The sequence below is a fragment of the Streptomyces sp. NPDC048297 genome (assembly GCF_043201585.1).
Lineage (GTDB): Bacteria > Actinomycetota > Actinomycetes > Streptomycetales > Streptomycetaceae > Streptomyces.
Window position 1 is genome coordinate 123,836 of record NZ_JBICZA010000011.1, and the last position, 15,592, is coordinate 139,427.

Below are 15,592 nucleotides of genomic sequence, written 5' to 3' on the forward strand. Positions count from 1 at the left end.
GCACGATGCTCTCAGTACAAGCGACGCCGGGCGAGGACCGCCGGCACGGGGTGACGGTCGCCGCGCAGGCGGAGCCGGACCGGTGGTGGTTCGGCTTCGGCCGGCGCACGGAGCCGATCACTCCCGGAGCCGAGCCGCCCGAGGGGGCCAGGCCCCAGACCACCCAGCACTACATCTGGGCGTTCACCGTGGACCAGGCGCAGCGAAACCTGTGGTGGGGCACGACCGGGAACGTCACCGGCGCCGGACTGGCCACCGTGTCCACCGACTTTCCCGGCACCGGGATGCTCGCCCCGCTCCAGCCCTGGGACGACCCGGAGAACGTGACCGTCGAGTTCGACATCTCCTACGACTCCACCCACGACGTGCCGCCGGCCCGGGGCATCGTCGGCGACGCGGTCCCCGTGCAGGTGTGGCAGCACGACATCGCCACCGGGGTGTCCACGAACCGGACCCCCGCCCCCGAGCAGTGCCCCGAACTGAACACGCTCGCCGGACTGCGGGCGGCGGGGTCGCTGGGGAACGTCGTCCTCATCGGCGGGATCCAGACCGTCGTCGGGGAGGGAGCCCAGGGCGGCGGCACCGTCATGCTGCTGGCCTACCGGGCCGACAACGCCGAGTTCCTGGGCCGGCGCGTGTTCCCCGAGTGGAACAACATCAAGAACTTCGTCGTCGCCGGAGGCCGGCTGTACTTCGGCGTCGGCCTGGCCGAACCCGGCGAGCGGGGCACCGGTTCGGGCCCGAACCCGCCGACCGGCAGCGTCCAGCGCTGGGCGGGGGACGAGCAGGACCCGTTCCGCTTCGAGGAGGTCGGCCTGCTGGGCAACCAGCCCTCCTACTTCACGGTCCACCACGACCGGATCGTCACCAGCACCTGGGCCGGAACGGGCAGCGAGGAACACACCGGTGTCTACATCAGCCCGCCCCTGCACGAGCTGTCGCCGGACACCCGGACCGGCTGGCGAACGGTGTTCACGGCGGCACAGTTCTTCCCGGACCCGATCACCGCACGCTCCATGGTGTCGTTCGCCGTGACCTCCTTCGACGGATGGGTGTACGCCACCTTCGGCATCCCCAGCGTCGAACCCTCCCTCACCCACCACCTGACCGCCCACCCCGGCATCCCCCGCGGCACGCTGCCCGACCTGGCCCGCGCCTACCTGCGGACGTCCCCGGCCGGCGTGGTCTACCGCATCAAGAACCCCGGCGAACCCGACCAGCAGGTCGAGCTGTTGTACGGCGAGCGCTCGTACTGGACGTACGATCCCGGCAACGGCGACGACGGCTGGACCCTCCAGGACAACCTGCTGCACCAGGACCCGAAGTTCGGCGGCGGCGGCTTCGGCGACCGGTGGAACGACTACGTCGGCTGGGGCGCGGCCGTGTTCCGCGGCAAGCTGTACATGGGCACGTTCAACATGACCAAGGTCGTGCGGGACATCACCTTGAACCCCACCACCGGACTGCTCTCCCACGTGCTCGACCGGCCCGTCAGCCAGGTCGAGCTGTGGCTGGCGCGCACCTTCCTCTTCCCCGACGACCGGGTCGCCGGCCAGGTGTGGGTCTTCGACGACGCCGACAGCCCGGCCTGGCCGCTGACCACCTCCGGCTTCAACAACGCCTGCACGTGGGGCATCCGCGGCGTCATGCCGGTCGGTGACGAGTACCTGTTCTTCGGCACCAACCAGGGCTGGCAGTACCCCACGCAGGCACGCGACAACCCGCCCCGCCGCGCCGGCTGGCAGCTCCTCAAGCTCACCCCGGAACACCAGGACCGGCACGGCCAGGGGTGGTTCATGGACCTGTCCGAGGGAGTGATCCGCACGGTGCGCGACGTCGCCGGAGCCGTACCGAAGGGCGACCTGGAGGGTGCGCTGCGGGCCGTGGTGCGACCGGTGGCCGGGTTCGTGCCGGACACGTTCTGGCCCGAGACCGCGCTCCGCGTGATGGACCGCGCGGCGGGCCTGGTCCGCCGCTGAGCCCGCGTGATGCCCGCAGGCCGCCGAGCCGGGCCCGCGTGATGCCCGCATACGGACACCTCGCGGGGTCTAGCCACCCTGCAGGGCGGACACCAGGGTCGCCACCGTCACGGTGTTGAAGATGAACGCGATGACCCCATGGGTCGCCACGGTCCGCCGCATCTCCCGCGAGGTCACGTTCACGTCGGTCGTGCCGAACGTCGTCATGACGGACAGGGCGAAGTACACGTAGTCGGCCCACACCGTGGAGTGCTCACCGGGGAACTCGAGCCCCAGCTCGTCCTCCACGAGATCGTCGGCCTGGAAGGTGACCGCGAAGGACACGACCACGCAGACCCAGGCGACGACGACCAGGGCGAGCGCCACCACGTCACGCGGCATCACCTGGATCGCCGAACCGAGGTGCCCTGGCAGCCACAGCACCGCCACGGTGAACGCGGCGGCCGCGATGAGGATCGACACCCCCGGTCCGGGCGCGGTCCCCAGAACCCATCGCTGGAGCACCGTGCCCCGCGTCTCCCGCTGCGCCCACGCCCGCACGTGTTCCGGCCGCGCGCTCGCGAAGGCGGAGACGGTGAGCCCGAGATAGGGGAGGAGATAGCCGAACAGCACCAGCACACCGAAGTCCGCCGCCGAGAGCCGCAGGGTGCCGTCCATGAGGGCGCGCAGAACCACCGCCGTGCACGCCGCGACGAGGAGACTCGCCGCCGACCGGCGGCGCTCGGAGAGCCATTGCTGCACGGAGCCGTGTCCTGCCTTTCCGCCGGGAAGGCGCGGCGTCCACCGCGCCCGGCAGCGGCCACCCTACGGACCGGACGACGCCTGCCGGCCACCGGGTTCCCACGTGACGGCGTGGGCCGCCACGGCCTCCTCTACGGTGCTGATCACTTCACCGGGTCTACGGTGTGGTCACCTGGCCGGGTCTACGGCGTGATCACTTGGCCGGCGGAGCGGGCAGCTTGGTGCCCTTGAAGTCCGGGGCGTCGGCAGCGGCACGCATCGCGGTGAGCGCGGAGGTCTGCTGGACCTGGTGGATGCGGGTCTGGTTGTCGGCGGTGCGGAAGGTGAAGGCCCAGGTCGGACCGGTGGGGTTGGTGTAGGTGAACGCGGTCGGCTCGGTGGCCGAGGCCTCGAAGCTCACCTGCTGCCAGTTGCGCCACTGGCCGCTGCCCTGGGTGGTCTCGCCGGTGTTGTAGACGTTGCCGTCGCCGCTGCGGACCACGACCTCGGTGAGGCCGGTCAGCGGGGAGATCACGGCGCTGGGGGAGCCCTGCGCGGCGATGCCGGAGACGCTGTCCCACGTTCCGTAGGCGCCGCCCTCGACGGACTGGCCGGCGGTGACCACGTTGCCGTTCGTGTCCGTGGCGAACAGGCGCATGCGGTAGCCGGGGTAGACGACGACGGACGGGGTGCCCGTGATCGCCGGGTTGCCCAGGGACGTCCAGGCGGAGAAGGTGCCGTCCTCCTTGAAGAGGGCGGTGCTCAGGTTGCCGGAGCCGTCCTTGCCGAAGAGCTGGATGCCGTCGCGCACGGTGACGGCCTTGAGGGGGCCGGCGAAGCCGGTGCCGGACAGCGGCGTCCAGCCCATGAAGTCGACGTTCGCGCGCTGCTGGATCCGGTACCAGGGCTTGCCGTTCGCGTCGAGGGCGAACTGGGTCATCAGCCCGGACGGGGTCCTGCCGGTGACGGCGTGCCCGCCCATGGCGCCGGCCAGGTCGATCCAGTCGCCCCAGTCGGCGGCGCCCTTGGCGGTCTGGTTGCGCTGCCAGACGCTGCCGGAGGTGTTGTGGGCGGTGACGACGACACGGCCGTCGGTGTGCTCGGAGAGCGACGGCGTTCCGGCGAAGGCGTCCTGGCCCGAAATCACCGTCCACTGGGCGCCGTTGACGTCCGCCGGGTCGGTGCGGCCGTGCACCAGGCGGCCGATGTTGTCGGTGTAGGCGAGCTCCAGCTTGCCGTCGCAGGCCTGCACGACGGCGTTGGGGGTGTACGACTCCAGCGGCACCGGAGTCGCCGCCGGCGTGTGGTTGGTGCCGATCCGGCAGATGTCGGGCCCGCCCGCGACCGATGCGAAGCCGGCCCAGCCGGACGCCTCGACCTGCTTGTTCCAGACGGGCCAGGCCAGCGTGTCCTCGTCGAAGCGGTAGTACGTGACGGATCCGTCGCCCTTCACACGGAAGAGCGTGTCGCCGCCGTACGAGGTCATGAACTTGGTGTCGCTCCAGTCGGCGGCGGACACCAGCCGGTGGCGCTCGATCCAGCGCTGGCTGGTGTAGTCGTAGCGGGAGCGGTAGAGCTTTCCGTCGGTCGCGTCACGGCCGTAGATGACGCCCTGGTCGGCCGCGTAGATCGCGTCGTAGTTCCAGCCCTTGTCGACGATCTTGCCGCTGCCCGCCACGAAGTCGCTCGCGGCCGCATCGTAGCGGTACCAGCGCAGGTCGTTGGTCTCCGAGAGCGTCCAGATGTAGCTACTGCGGTCGATGGTGACGTCGTCGGTCAGGCCGGCCGTCCTGAACCGGGTGAAGCCGGAGCTGATCTTGCGATGGTGCACGTCCCAGGTGTTGCTGGCGCTGATCCGGTGGCTGTAGTACAGCCCGTCCGACTTGATGCCGTAGAAGCTCGCACCCGGCCGGCGAGCATCCGCCCGTAGCCGGTCCACGTGGTGTCGATGGTGCTGCTGTTCGGGACGGCGTTGCCGACCGCGGGGTCGGGCATGTCGGCTCGGTTGAGCTTGCCGGCGGAGTCCAGGGTGTACGTGGCCGCGGCCGTGCCGCACGTCAACGGCACGGCGGCCTGCGCGGTGCCGGGCACAGCGACGAGAAACGGCAAAGTTGCGGCGATTGCGGTCGCTACGGCGGTCCGGCGTGCACTGCGGGGCGATGAGTTGATCGTCATGTCGACGGACATGAGGCGGCGTTGGGTGAACGGTACGGTGGCGAGAAGGTGAATTGGGCGATCTTGGAATTTGCCATTCCGTGAACAGGAAGATCATGTGCGGAAATTCGGGGACTTTCTCGCTTCTTGTGCGGGTCGGTCGGGGTGGTGGCGCAAATGTTCCTGGGGGAGGGCGAGTTCGGTCATCGCGGTGTAGATCACGGAGAGATCACCGCCAGGCGAATGCTCCGGGTGACCGGTGGGCGGGAAGGTCAGGAAGAGGTCAAGATCGCCTCGATTCTTTGCGCTTTCTGTGGGGGGACTGTGCCGGTGTATCGCATACGCGCGCGCAAATTCCTGACGGCTGGGCCGCTCCGCCGTCGCTGGAGCGGAGCCGTCGCGCTCGCCCTGGTGACGGTCATGGCTGTCGGTGCGCTCGCCGTCGCCGATGTCGGGATCCTGTTCCTCCCCGGTGACCAGGCCCCCGCCCATGGCCCCGGCCAGCGCTGGGGCAGCGCCGAGGGGCGCGGTCACGAGGTGGTCCGCGGGCGCAACGACGACGCGCCGCGGTCCCTGCGGGCCAAGTACCCGCTGAAGGGCACCTCCGCCGCCCGGCCCGCGGTGCGCGGGAACAAGGCCGAGGTCACCACCCCGCCGCGCCCGAAGGTCACGGGCTTCGACCGCGAGATGAGCAAGGAGATCCTCGCGCGGCGCGACGCCCACAGCCGTACGTACGCCAACGAGGACGGCACCAGCACCACCGAGATCTCCACCAGCCCCCTCAACTACCGTGACGCGCACGGCGCCTGGCGGGGCATCGACAGCTCCCTGGTCGAGGAGGGCGACGGCTGGGCCAACACCGCCGACTCCGTGGACGTCCGCTTCGCCGACCGGGCCGACGCCGGTGAACTCTCCTCCGTCACGCTGCCGACCGGCGAGTCCTTCGGGTACGCACTGAACGGTGCCGCCTCCGTGGCCGGCACGGCGGACGGCGCCCGAGTCAGCTACGGGCAGGTGCACCCCGACACCGACCTCTGGCTCGACTCACAGGCCGGCGGGGCCAAGGAGACCCTCGTCCTGAAGTCCGCGAAGGCCCCCAACAGCTTCCTCTTCCCGCTCCACCTCGACGGCCTCACCGCCAGGGCCGACGGCGGATCGATCCTGCTGACCGACGCCGAGGGCCGCACCCGCGCCGTCGTCCCGGCCGGGTTCATGGAGGACGCCGGACAGGCCGTCTCGCACGCCGTGACGTACGAACTCGTCCGGGCAAGAGGGCGGCCAGGACGGCGGCCAAGGCGGCGGCCAGGCGCTGAAGGTGACCGCCGACCGTGAGTGGCTCGCCGACCCGGCCCGCGCCTTCCCCGTCCGTATCGACCCCTCCGTCGACACCACGTCCGCGTCCACCTTCATGACGGTCCGCAGCGGCGGTTCCGTCGTCGGCTCCAGCGAACTCCAGGTCGACAAGGGCCCGGACGGCGCGTCCGCCGCCTACCTCGGCTTTCCCGGCCTCGACGAGGAACTCAAGTACCACCAGATCTTCGGCGCGCAGCTCCAGGTCGTGAACTTCGACTCCGCCTCCTGCAAGCCGCGTTCGGTCTCCGTCCACCCCGTGACCGAGTCGTGGACCGCCGGTACCGGCACCGCCTACCCCGGCCCCGCGGTCGGCGGCGCCCTCGCGTCGAAGTCCTTCGCGTACGGCTACATAGGCTTCGGCCAGTCACGGTCCGCCTGCCCCGCCGCCGGTGAACTCTTCGACCTCGGCAAGGGCGGCCGCGACCTGGTCCAGCGCTGGGTCGACGGCACGCAGGCCAACTACGGCCTGTCACTGCGGGCGTCCGCCACCGACTCCCTCGCGTTCAAGAAGTTCACCGGCCACGCCACCGCCAACCCGCCCAAGCTGTACGTCACCCACTCCCCGTACAACGCGTCCTACAGCTTCCCCAAGCCCGTCCCCGACCCGCCGGTGCTGCAGAACCAGGCCGGGCAGATCAAGGTCTCCGTCACCAACAAGGGCGCCGAGACCTGGACGCCGTCCACCTACTACCTCGCCTACCGCGCCTACGACAAGAAGGGCAAGCTCGTCACGCAGCAGCGCGCGGGCAGCCTCACCGGCAACGTGGCCCACGGCGCCAAGGCGAGCGTCGACGCCACCATCAAGGCGCTCCCGCCGGGCGTCTACATGCTCGACTTCACGATGGTGCGCCAGGGCGGCAAGGTCTTCACGGACGAGCAGGTGCCACCGGGCCGACTGACCATCCAGGTCTTCGACATCGCCCCGGTGGTCAAGGAGCAGTTCCCGCCCAACGGCTACCAGGCCCAGACCCTCACCCCCCAACTGTGGGCGGCCGGCGTCGACATCGACGCGCCCCCCGGTTCCTCGCTGCAGTACAAGTTCGAGATCTGCGAGTCGGACAAGGACGGCAAGCCGACCGGCTGTACCACGTCCGCCTACCAGACGGGCTCGGCCTACCCGGTCCCCTCCGGCCGGCTGCAGTGGGGCAAGACCTATCTGTGGCGCGGCTTCGTCAAGGACGCGTCCAACGAGGTCCCCACCGCGCAGATGGCCCTGGTCGCCACCGTTCCGCAGCCCGAGATCACCTCACGGCTCTCCCAGGCCCAGGGCAAGGAATTCGACCCGAACGTCGGCGACTTCACCTCCAGCGCCTCCGACGCGTCCGTCGCCGGCGTCGGCCCCGACCTCACGCTCGTGCGCACGTACAACAGCCTCGACCCGCGGCGTGACCTCGCGTTCGGCGCCGGCTGGACGACCCGCTACGACATGCGGCTCACCCCGGACGACGACGGCAGCGGCAACGTCGTCATCCGCTACCCCGACGGCCAGGACGTCCGCTTCGGCAAGAACGCCGACGGGACGTACGCCCCACCGCCCGGCCGCTTCGCCAAGCTGACGTTCGACCCGGCCGCCGGCACCTACCGGCTGCAGGACAAGTCCGGTACGACGTACGCCTTCAGCACGTCCGGCCTGCTCGCCCAGATCACCGACCAGTTCTCCAACACGGTCACCTACACCTACAGCGCCGGCAAGCTCGCGACGGCGACGAACAACCGCACCTCCCGCACCCTGACCTTCACCTGGACCGGCGCGCACGTCACCAGGGTCCAGACGACCGCCGTCGACGGCGCCCCGCTGGCCTGGACGTACACCTACACCGGTGATCTCCTCGACAAGGTCTGCGACCCGCTGAACGGCTGCACCCAGTACACCTACGCCTCCGGCAGCCACTACGGCACCACCGTGCTCGACTCCCGCCCCGAGTCCTACTGGCGCCTCGGCGAGGAGGAGGGCACCGCGGCGAACAGCGCCAACGAGGCGGGCCTCGGCAAGGACCGCGGCACTTACCAGAACGTCACCCTGAAGGCCGCGGGCGCGATCACCGGCGACCCCGACACCGCCGCGGCCTTCAACGGCTCCACCTCACGCGTCGACCTGCCCTCCGGCACGCTGAAGAAGAGCCGCGACGCCTCCGTCGAGGTGTGGTTCAAGACCGTCACCGGCGGCGTCGGCGGCCCGCTCGTCGGCTACCAGGACAAGACCTGGGGCACCACGCCGGGCACCGGCGTCCCGATGCTGTACGTCGGCACTGACGCGAAGCTGCACGGCCAGTTCTGGACCGGCACCGTCGAGCCGATCACCGACATCACCAAGAACGTCAACGACGGCCAGTGGCACCACGCGGCGCTGTCGATGTCCGGCTCCACCCAGAGCCTCTACCTGGACGGCAAACTCTCCGGGACCATCACCGGCAAGCAGCCGCTGCAGACCACCCTCACCTACAACCAGATCGGCGCCGCCACCGCCACCACCCCCGCCTCCTGGCCGGGCTGGGGCACCACCGCCGCCAAGTCCTTCACGGGCACCATCGACGACGTCGCCGTCTACCACCACCCGCTGGGCACCGCGGCCGTCGCCGCCCACTACCGCGAGGGCGGCCGCACCGCCGACGTCCTGACGAGGACGACACTGCCGAGCGGCCGCGTCGCCTCCGAGGTCCGGTACGACACCACCCGCGACCGCGTCCAGGAGTACACCGACCGCAACGGCGGCACCTGGAAGATCGGCACGCCCGCCGTCTTCGGCGACGACAAGGACCTGCGCCGCACCGTCGAGGTCCGCGACCCGCTGGACGCCCCGTACTTCTACGAGTACGACGGCCTGTCCTCGCGGCTGCTGCGCTACGGCGAGCCGATGGCGCTCGGCGCCCGCGAGTCCGCCACCGCCGCACCGTCCCCGTCGCCCACCGATCCCGGGCAGGTCTGCACCCAGCCCGACCCGGGCGACCCGGCCTTCTGCACCAACCCGCCCGGTGGCGGCGGCGACGGACCGGACTTCATCCGCTACCCCGTCGACGGTGTCGCCATCCGCTCCTTCGCGTACGACGACAACGGCTTCCAGACCGGGATCACCAGCGAGAACGGCGACAAGGTCACCCTCGGCTACGACTCCCGCGGCAATGTGACCAGCCGGACGACCTGCCGTGCGGCCGACGACTGCCAGACCTCGTACACCACCTACCCGACGCCCACCGGCGACTTCGACCTGCGCGCCGACCAGCCGGCCGAGACCCGTGACGGCCGCTCCTCCGGCCCCACCAACAACCGCTTCCGCACCCAGTACACGTACAACACCAGCGGCGCGCTGCTCACCCAGGTCGCACCCGACGGCGGCACGGCCAGGAACACGTACACGACCGGCGCCGAACCGGCCGTCGGCGGCGGCAACACGCCCACCGGGCTGCCGCTGACCACCGCCGACCCGCGCGGGAAGATCACCCGCTACCAGTACTACAAGAACGGCGACCTGGCCTGGGTGACCGAGCCGTCCGGGAGCGTCACCAAGTACACGTACGACACGCTGGGCCGCAAGCTCACCGAGACCGTCGTCACCGACGCCCAGCCGGCCGGCACGACCTCCACGTTCACCTACGACAAGCTCTCCCGCGTCCGCACCCTCACCGACCCGGCCGCCACCAACGCCGTCACGACAGGCAAGCACCAGCGGCGGACCACCACGGACTACGACGCCGACGGCAACGTGGTGCGCACCGAGGTCGGCGACCTGGTGGGCGGCGACGCCGCGCGGGCGATGACCTTCGACCTCGACGACCACGGCCGCCCGGAACGGGCCACCGACGCCGAGGGCAACGAGACCACGTACACCTACGACGTCTTCGGCAACAAGACCTCGATGGTGGACGCGAACGGCAACCACTTCGACTACGTCTGCACCGCGCGCAACATGATGGCCGAGACCCGGCTGCGCGACTGGGACGACGACGGCGGCGACGACAGCTACACCGTCCTGCAGTCCTACGCCTACGACATGGGCGGCCGGCTCGCCCGGCACACCGACTCGATGGGCCGCTCGCTGCTCTACCAGTACTACGGCGACGACCTGGTCAAGTCCATCACCCTCAAGGACTTCCACAACCCCGACGGCACCAAGCGCGACGTCGTCGTGGAGTCCGACACCTACGACGGCGCCGGCAACGTCCTCACCGAGACGACCGCCGACGGCACCCTCCAGACCGCGTACACCTACGACGCCGTCGGCCGCGTGAAGTCCGAGGTCATGGACCCGAACGGGCTCGCACGGCGCACGACGTACACCTACGACCTCGACGGCAACGTGCTGACGACCGCCTCCAGCGGCTCGCCCTCCAACGTCCCCTGGCCGGTGAGCGTCAGCGGCGACTCCGTCAGCTACGAGTACGACGACGCGGGCAACGCCATGAAGGAGACGGTCGACAACGGCGCCGACTCCCGCACCACCGCCCACACCTACGACGACCGCGGGCTCACCACCTCCACCACGGACCCGGCCGGCAACAGGACCGACTACACCTACGACGAACTCGGCCGGCCGGTCTCCGTCACCGCGCCCACCGTCCAGACCGAGTCCGGTGGCGGCACCCCCGCCGCCACCCGGCCCGTCACCTTCACCGGCTACGACACCTTCGGCGCCGTCACGGAGTCCGTCGACGCGCTCGGCAACGTCAACCGCACCACCTACGACCTGCTGGGCCGCGCGGTCACCCGGACGGCGCCCTCCTACACCGCGCCGGGCTCCACCGAGACCGTCGCCCCGACCGTCACCACCACCTACGACGCGCTCGGCAACATCACCGGGACGACCGACCCGCTTGGCCGCGTGTCCACGTTCCAGTACGACCGCGAGAACCGGCTCACCGTGAAGGACGTGCCCGTCGGCACGGGCGACGAGCGCGGTCGGTGGACATACACGTACACCCGCACCGGCGAGGTGCTGTCGGTCACGGACCCGAACGGCGCCCGCGCCGAGTCGACCTACGACGACCTGGACCGCCCGGTCACCACCACCCAGATCGAACGCAAGCCCCGGCCCGGCGCCTTCACCACCCGCAACGAGTACGACGACGCGGGCAACGTGGTGAAGCAGACCTCACCGAGCGGCGCCGTCAGCCAGTACACCTACGACGGCCTCGGCCGGCTGACCAGGCTCCAGGAGGCCAGCGGCGTCGCCACCCAGTTCGGCTACGACGCCTCGGGCCGTGAGGTGCGCCGCACGGACGGGATGGGCCGCACCTCGGCGAAGATCTACGACCAACTCGGCCAGCTCGTCCAGGACCAGGACCTGGACCCGGTCAACAGCCAGCTGCACAAGGCCGGTTACACCTACGACAAGGCGGGCAACCTGGTCAGCTCGACCAACCCGCTGAACAGCACGACCAGTTACACGTACGACGCCCTGGGCCGGATGACCAGCCAGACCGAACCGGTCTCCGACACCAAGTCCATCACCACGTCCTTCGGCTACGACGCGCTCGGCAACCGCACCCGCTACACGGACGGCCGCGGCAACTCCACGATCTACACGGTCAACACGCTCGGCCTCGCCGAGTCGGTGATCGAACCGTCGACCGCGCGCGACCCGTCGGCCGCGGCCCGCACCTGGACGACCGCGTACGACGCCGTCGGCGAGCCCGTGAAGCTCACCGCACCGGGCGACGTGGTCCGCGAACGCGAGTACGACAAGGCCGGGCAACTGGTCCGCGAGACCGGCACGGGTGCCGCCGTGGCCACCGCCGAGAAGCGGTTCGAGTACGACCCGGCGGGCCGGCTGGTCAAGGCGTCCTCCCCGAAGGGCGACAACACCTACGAGTACAACGACCGCGGAGCCCTGCTGACCGCCGCAGGACCCTCCGGCAACGCCACGTACCAGTACGACAGCGACGGCCTGCTCACCAGCCGCACCGACGCGGCCGGCACCGCCACCTTCGGCTACGTCAAGCAGCGGCTGAACTCGGCGACCGACCCGCTCACCGGTGTCCGCCAGACCTACACCTACGACGGCTCGGGCGCGGTCAAGAAGGTCGACTACGGCGCGGGCCGGTCCCGCGACTTCACCTACGACGACCTGGGCCGGCTCGACACCGACACCCTGAAGAACAGCGCCGGCCGGACGATGGCGTCGACCGACTACGGCTACGACACCGACGACCATCTGACGTCCAAGACCACGACCGGCACCGCCAAGGCCGGGACCAGCACCTACGGCTACGACGACGCCGGCCGCCTCACCTCCTGGACGGCCGACGGCACGACGACCGACTACGCCTGGGACGACAGCGGCAACCGCGTGAAGAACGGCGCCAAGACCGCCACCTTCGACGAACGCGACCGGCTGCTGTCCGACGACGACTACACCTCGCGCGGCACGCTCGCCTCGCGCACCAGCTCCGGTCTGACCGAGCAGTTCACCTTCGACGCCTTCGACCGGATGGTGAAGGCGGGCGAGTCCGGGACGCAGTACACGTACGACTCGCTGGACCGCGTCTCGGCCCGCAACGGCGTCGACTTCTCCTACGACGGCTTCGCACCCGACCCGGTCAAGGACCAGAGCGCCACGTACGGCCGCCGCGCGTCCGACGAACTCATGGCGGTCGCCGAGAACGGCGGCACGGCCCGGCTCACGCTGGAGGACCAGCACGGGGACGTCGTCGGCGACATGTCCGCGACGGACGGCGGGGCGGCCGGCCTGGACCAGTCCACGGCCTTCGAGCCCTTCGGCCAGGTACTGGGCACGTCCGGCGGGTCCGGAGCGGACGGTGTGGACGGAAACGCCGGATACCAGGGCGACTGGACCGACCCGGAGACCGGCCAGGTCGACATGGGGGCCCGCTGGTACGACCCGGGGACCGGCACGTTCGACTCCCGTGACTCGTACACCTACGCCTCCGGCGCCTCGATCCTGGCGAACCGCTACGCCTACGGCGCCGGTGACCCGCTGGACTACTCCGACCCGGACGGCCACTGGCCGAGCTGCGGCTGGTGCAAGAAGGCCGTGAGCTGGGCGGGCAAGAAGATCAACCAGGGCGCGCACTACGTCGCCAAGACCGCCGGGACCGTCTGGCGGGCCGCGCAGTACGCGTGGCGCCATCCGATAGCGGCGTTCAAGAAGGCCCTGAGCTACGTGGGCAAGGCCGCGAGCTGGGTCTACCGAAGTCGGGTCTGAAGACGGTCGTCGACGCCACCGTCAGCGCGGTCAAGTGGGTCGGCCAGAAGACGGGCATCACCCAATGGGCCCGGGAGAAGGCGCGACAAGCGGCGGCGGCGGCCTACCAGGCCAAGGTCTACCTCACCAAGAAGGCCAGGCAGGCGGCCTCCTTCGCGGCCCAGCACAACCCGATCCCGGCGATCGTCGCCGCCACGAAGCCCCTGATCGCGGTCGCCAAGGCCATCGTCACGGCCGACCCCAACCTCCCGGCGATCATCGTCGGCGCGGCCGTCCAGGTCGTCTCCGATGTCGCCAAGACCGTGGACACCCTGCGCGAGGAGGTCGTCAAGCAGGTCGGCAGCGTCGTCGAGACCGTCAAGGACTCGGTCGACTGGGGCGAGGTCTGGGACGGCGTCAAGACGGTCGGCAACATCGTCGGCGACGTCACCGGCTTCAACGACATCAAGGCCTGCGTCACCACGGGCGACATGGAGTCCTGTGCCTGGGCCGCGGCGACCGTGGCCGGCATCGTCCTCGGTGGCGCCGGCGCGGCGGCGGTCCGCGCGGCCAAGGCCGGCCGGATGGCGGCGAAGGCGGCGAAGTGCGCGGACGAGATCGCGAAGGCGGCGGAGAAGGGCAAGAAGGTCCTGAACGAGGTCGAGTCGGTGGCCGAATGCGTGTCGACCGCCCGAGACGTGGCCTCCCTCGCCAGCGGCAACAGTTTCGTCCCGGGCACGGAAGTCGTCATGGCCGACGGCTCCCGCAAGCCGATCGAGAAGGTCGAGGAGGGCGACGAGGTCCTCGCCACCGCCCCGACCACCGGCAGGACCAGCAAGCAGAAGGTCACCGACACGATCAAGGGCTCGGGCGAGAAGCACCTCGTCAAACTGACGCTCGACACGGACGGCCCGAAGGGCCACTCCACCGACACCGTCACCGCCACCGAGGGCCACCCCTTCTGGGTCCCGTCCCTGAAGAAGTGGCTGAAGGCCGGCGACCTGAAACCGGGCGAGTGGCTCCGCACCGGCTCGGGCACGCGCGTCCAGATCGAAGCGGTGAGCGCGTGGACGCAGCAGGCGGCGGTCTACAACCTGACGGTGGATACGGCGCATACGTACTATGTGTCGGCGGGGGCGACGCCGGTCCTTGTCCACAACTGCGGTGAGCGTAAATATGAGGCGGGAGGAAAGCACGGCCGGGAAGCGCGGGGCAGTTCTCGCGGCGAGAACAGTGCGGAACCTGCGGATGGGCAAGGTGCGCTTGATAATTCAGTGCAGATCAAGGCGACTTCCCCGCGTCGTGTTGGGGTCGATCCCAGCAACGGTGATCCCGTGATCCTCGACCGTACCGGGGAGGTCCCGTGTGGATGCACAGTGAAGGGGGGACGAATGAGATCTTCCATGGGCATGTCAGGACCGATATCAATTCCGACCCGGGGATGCAGCAGGCGCGGAATGCCTTGCGCCGGGGAATGAAGTCGGGAGATATTGAGGAGCCATGATGGCCGGAGATGCAACTGAGTCGGGCGGGATTCGCATCGAAAAGTTGGCGGATCTCGCGAGTGGTGACCTGCCCCGGGCGACTCGCGCTCTCCTCTATCTAACCTACGAGGACCCGGATCGGCACTGGCTGGAAGGTCTACTTCTTGACCAGTTGAGGGAGGACAACGATCCTCAGTTGCGCTCATTGGCGGTGACTTGCATGGGTCATATCGGAAGGATGCGCGGAATTATCAGCAACCGAATAGTTGCCTGCCTGGAGACTCTTCTTGGCGACCCTGTACTGGGGGGAGTCGCTGAGGATGCCCTGGGCGATATCAGGTTCTTCGCTGATGTGGAGTGATCCTTCGACAAGGTTGGCGAGCGGCTGTGAGGTGCGGGCTGGGCGACAGGGGGTGACATCAAGTGGATTCCCATCTGCTGCGAGTGGTAGGCGTGCTTGAGGCGGCGTTTCCCGACGGAGTGGACGACGCCGATGTCCTGCCGCTCCTGATCGTGCTGTCGGAGGGGATGGGCGAGGAGAACGTCGGCATCACGGCTGGCGCCTTTCTCCGTATGCATGAGGCCGAAGCCGTGTGGCTGGTGACCGAGGCATTGAGCAAGAGCGGGAACCGGGAACGGCGTGCGCGCGTGGAACGTCTGCGTCAGTTGCTGGTGTCCCATGGGTGGGACCCGGACGAGGACTGAGTCCGGGTCATGCACCCCGCTCGGCGAGCAGTCGCCTGGCGATGCGACAGGGAGGAGTC

General features: G+C 69.8%; 8 protein-coding genes. 6 read left to right on the forward strand and 2 right to left on the reverse strand.

Translation table 11 applies throughout. The annotated features are described in order from the left end of the window. Window positions 1-5 precede the first annotated feature (5 nt). A complete protein-coding gene (locus ACGFYV_RS14650; protein WP_393878731.1) occupies window positions 6-1,979 on the forward strand; it encodes a hypothetical protein in 1,974 nt (657 codons plus the stop codon). 69 nt (window positions 1,980-2,048) lie between these two features. Here the strand turns inward: ACGFYV_RS14650 and ACGFYV_RS14655 are convergent, their stop codons facing one another. Next, the gene (locus ACGFYV_RS14655) at window positions 2,049-2,720 is read right to left on the reverse strand and encodes a DUF1345 domain-containing protein (protein WP_393878732.1); all 672 of its coding nucleotides are present in this window, start codon (window positions 2,718-2,720) and stop codon (window positions 2,049-2,051) included. 193 nt (window positions 2,721-2,913) lie between these two features. Further along, window positions 2,914-4,638, reverse strand: coding sequence for a tachylectin-related carbohydrate-binding protein (locus ACGFYV_RS14660; RefSeq protein ID WP_393878733.1), 1,725 nt, complete (start codon window positions 4,636-4,638; stop codon window positions 2,914-2,916). A gap of 635 nt (window positions 4,639-5,273) precedes the next feature. Between ACGFYV_RS14660 and ACGFYV_RS14665 the strand changes: the two genes are divergently transcribed. From ACGFYV_RS14665 to ACGFYV_RS14685, 5 genes are all read left to right on the forward strand, one after another. Beyond that, on the forward strand, window positions 5,274-6,185 hold the full coding sequence (locus ACGFYV_RS14665; RefSeq protein WP_393878734.1) for a hypothetical protein: 912 nt from the start codon (window positions 5,274-5,276) through the stop codon (window positions 6,183-6,185). Next, window positions 6,169-13,365, forward strand: coding sequence for a LamG-like jellyroll fold domain-containing protein (locus ACGFYV_RS14670; protein ID WP_393878735.1), 7,197 nt, complete (start codon window positions 6,169-6,171; stop codon window positions 13,363-13,365). The genes ACGFYV_RS14665 and ACGFYV_RS14670 overlap by 17 nt, the downstream gene beginning before the upstream one ends. After that, entirely contained in the window at window positions 13,281-14,822 is a 1,542-nt protein-coding gene (locus ACGFYV_RS14675) for a polymorphic toxin-type HINT domain-containing protein (protein ID WP_393878736.1), read from the forward strand. Before ACGFYV_RS14670 ends, ACGFYV_RS14675 begins: the two co-directional genes overlap by 85 nt. Before the next feature lie 22 nt (window positions 14,823-14,844). Beyond that, the gene (locus ACGFYV_RS14680) at window positions 14,845-15,189 is read left to right on the forward strand and encodes a hypothetical protein (RefSeq protein WP_393878737.1); all 345 of its coding nucleotides are present in this window, start codon (window positions 14,845-14,847) and stop codon (window positions 15,187-15,189) included. A 62-nt stretch (window positions 15,190-15,251) separates the two neighbouring features. Then, window positions 15,252-15,533 carry a DUF3349 domain-containing protein gene (locus tag ACGFYV_RS14685; RefSeq protein WP_393878738.1) on the forward strand — a complete coding sequence of 94 codons (282 nt, stop codon included), beginning with the start codon at window positions 15,252-15,254 and terminating at the stop codon, window positions 15,531-15,533. The last annotated feature ends 59 nt before the right edge of the window (window positions 15,534-15,592 follow it).

Bases quoted from the DNA above. Each gene is read 5' to 3' on its own strand.
- ACGFYV_RS14665 (WP_393878734.1), top strand. From the start codon at position 5,274: ATGGCTGTCGGTGCGCTCGCCGTCGCCGATGTCGGGATCCTGTTCCTC.
- ACGFYV_RS14680 (WP_393878737.1), top strand. From the start codon at position 14,845: ATGATGGCCGGAGATGCAACTGAGTCGGGCGGGATTCGCATCGAAAAG.
- ACGFYV_RS14650 (WP_393878731.1), top strand. From the start codon at position 6: ATGCTCTCAGTACAAGCGACGCCGGGCGAGGACCGCCGGCACGGGGTG.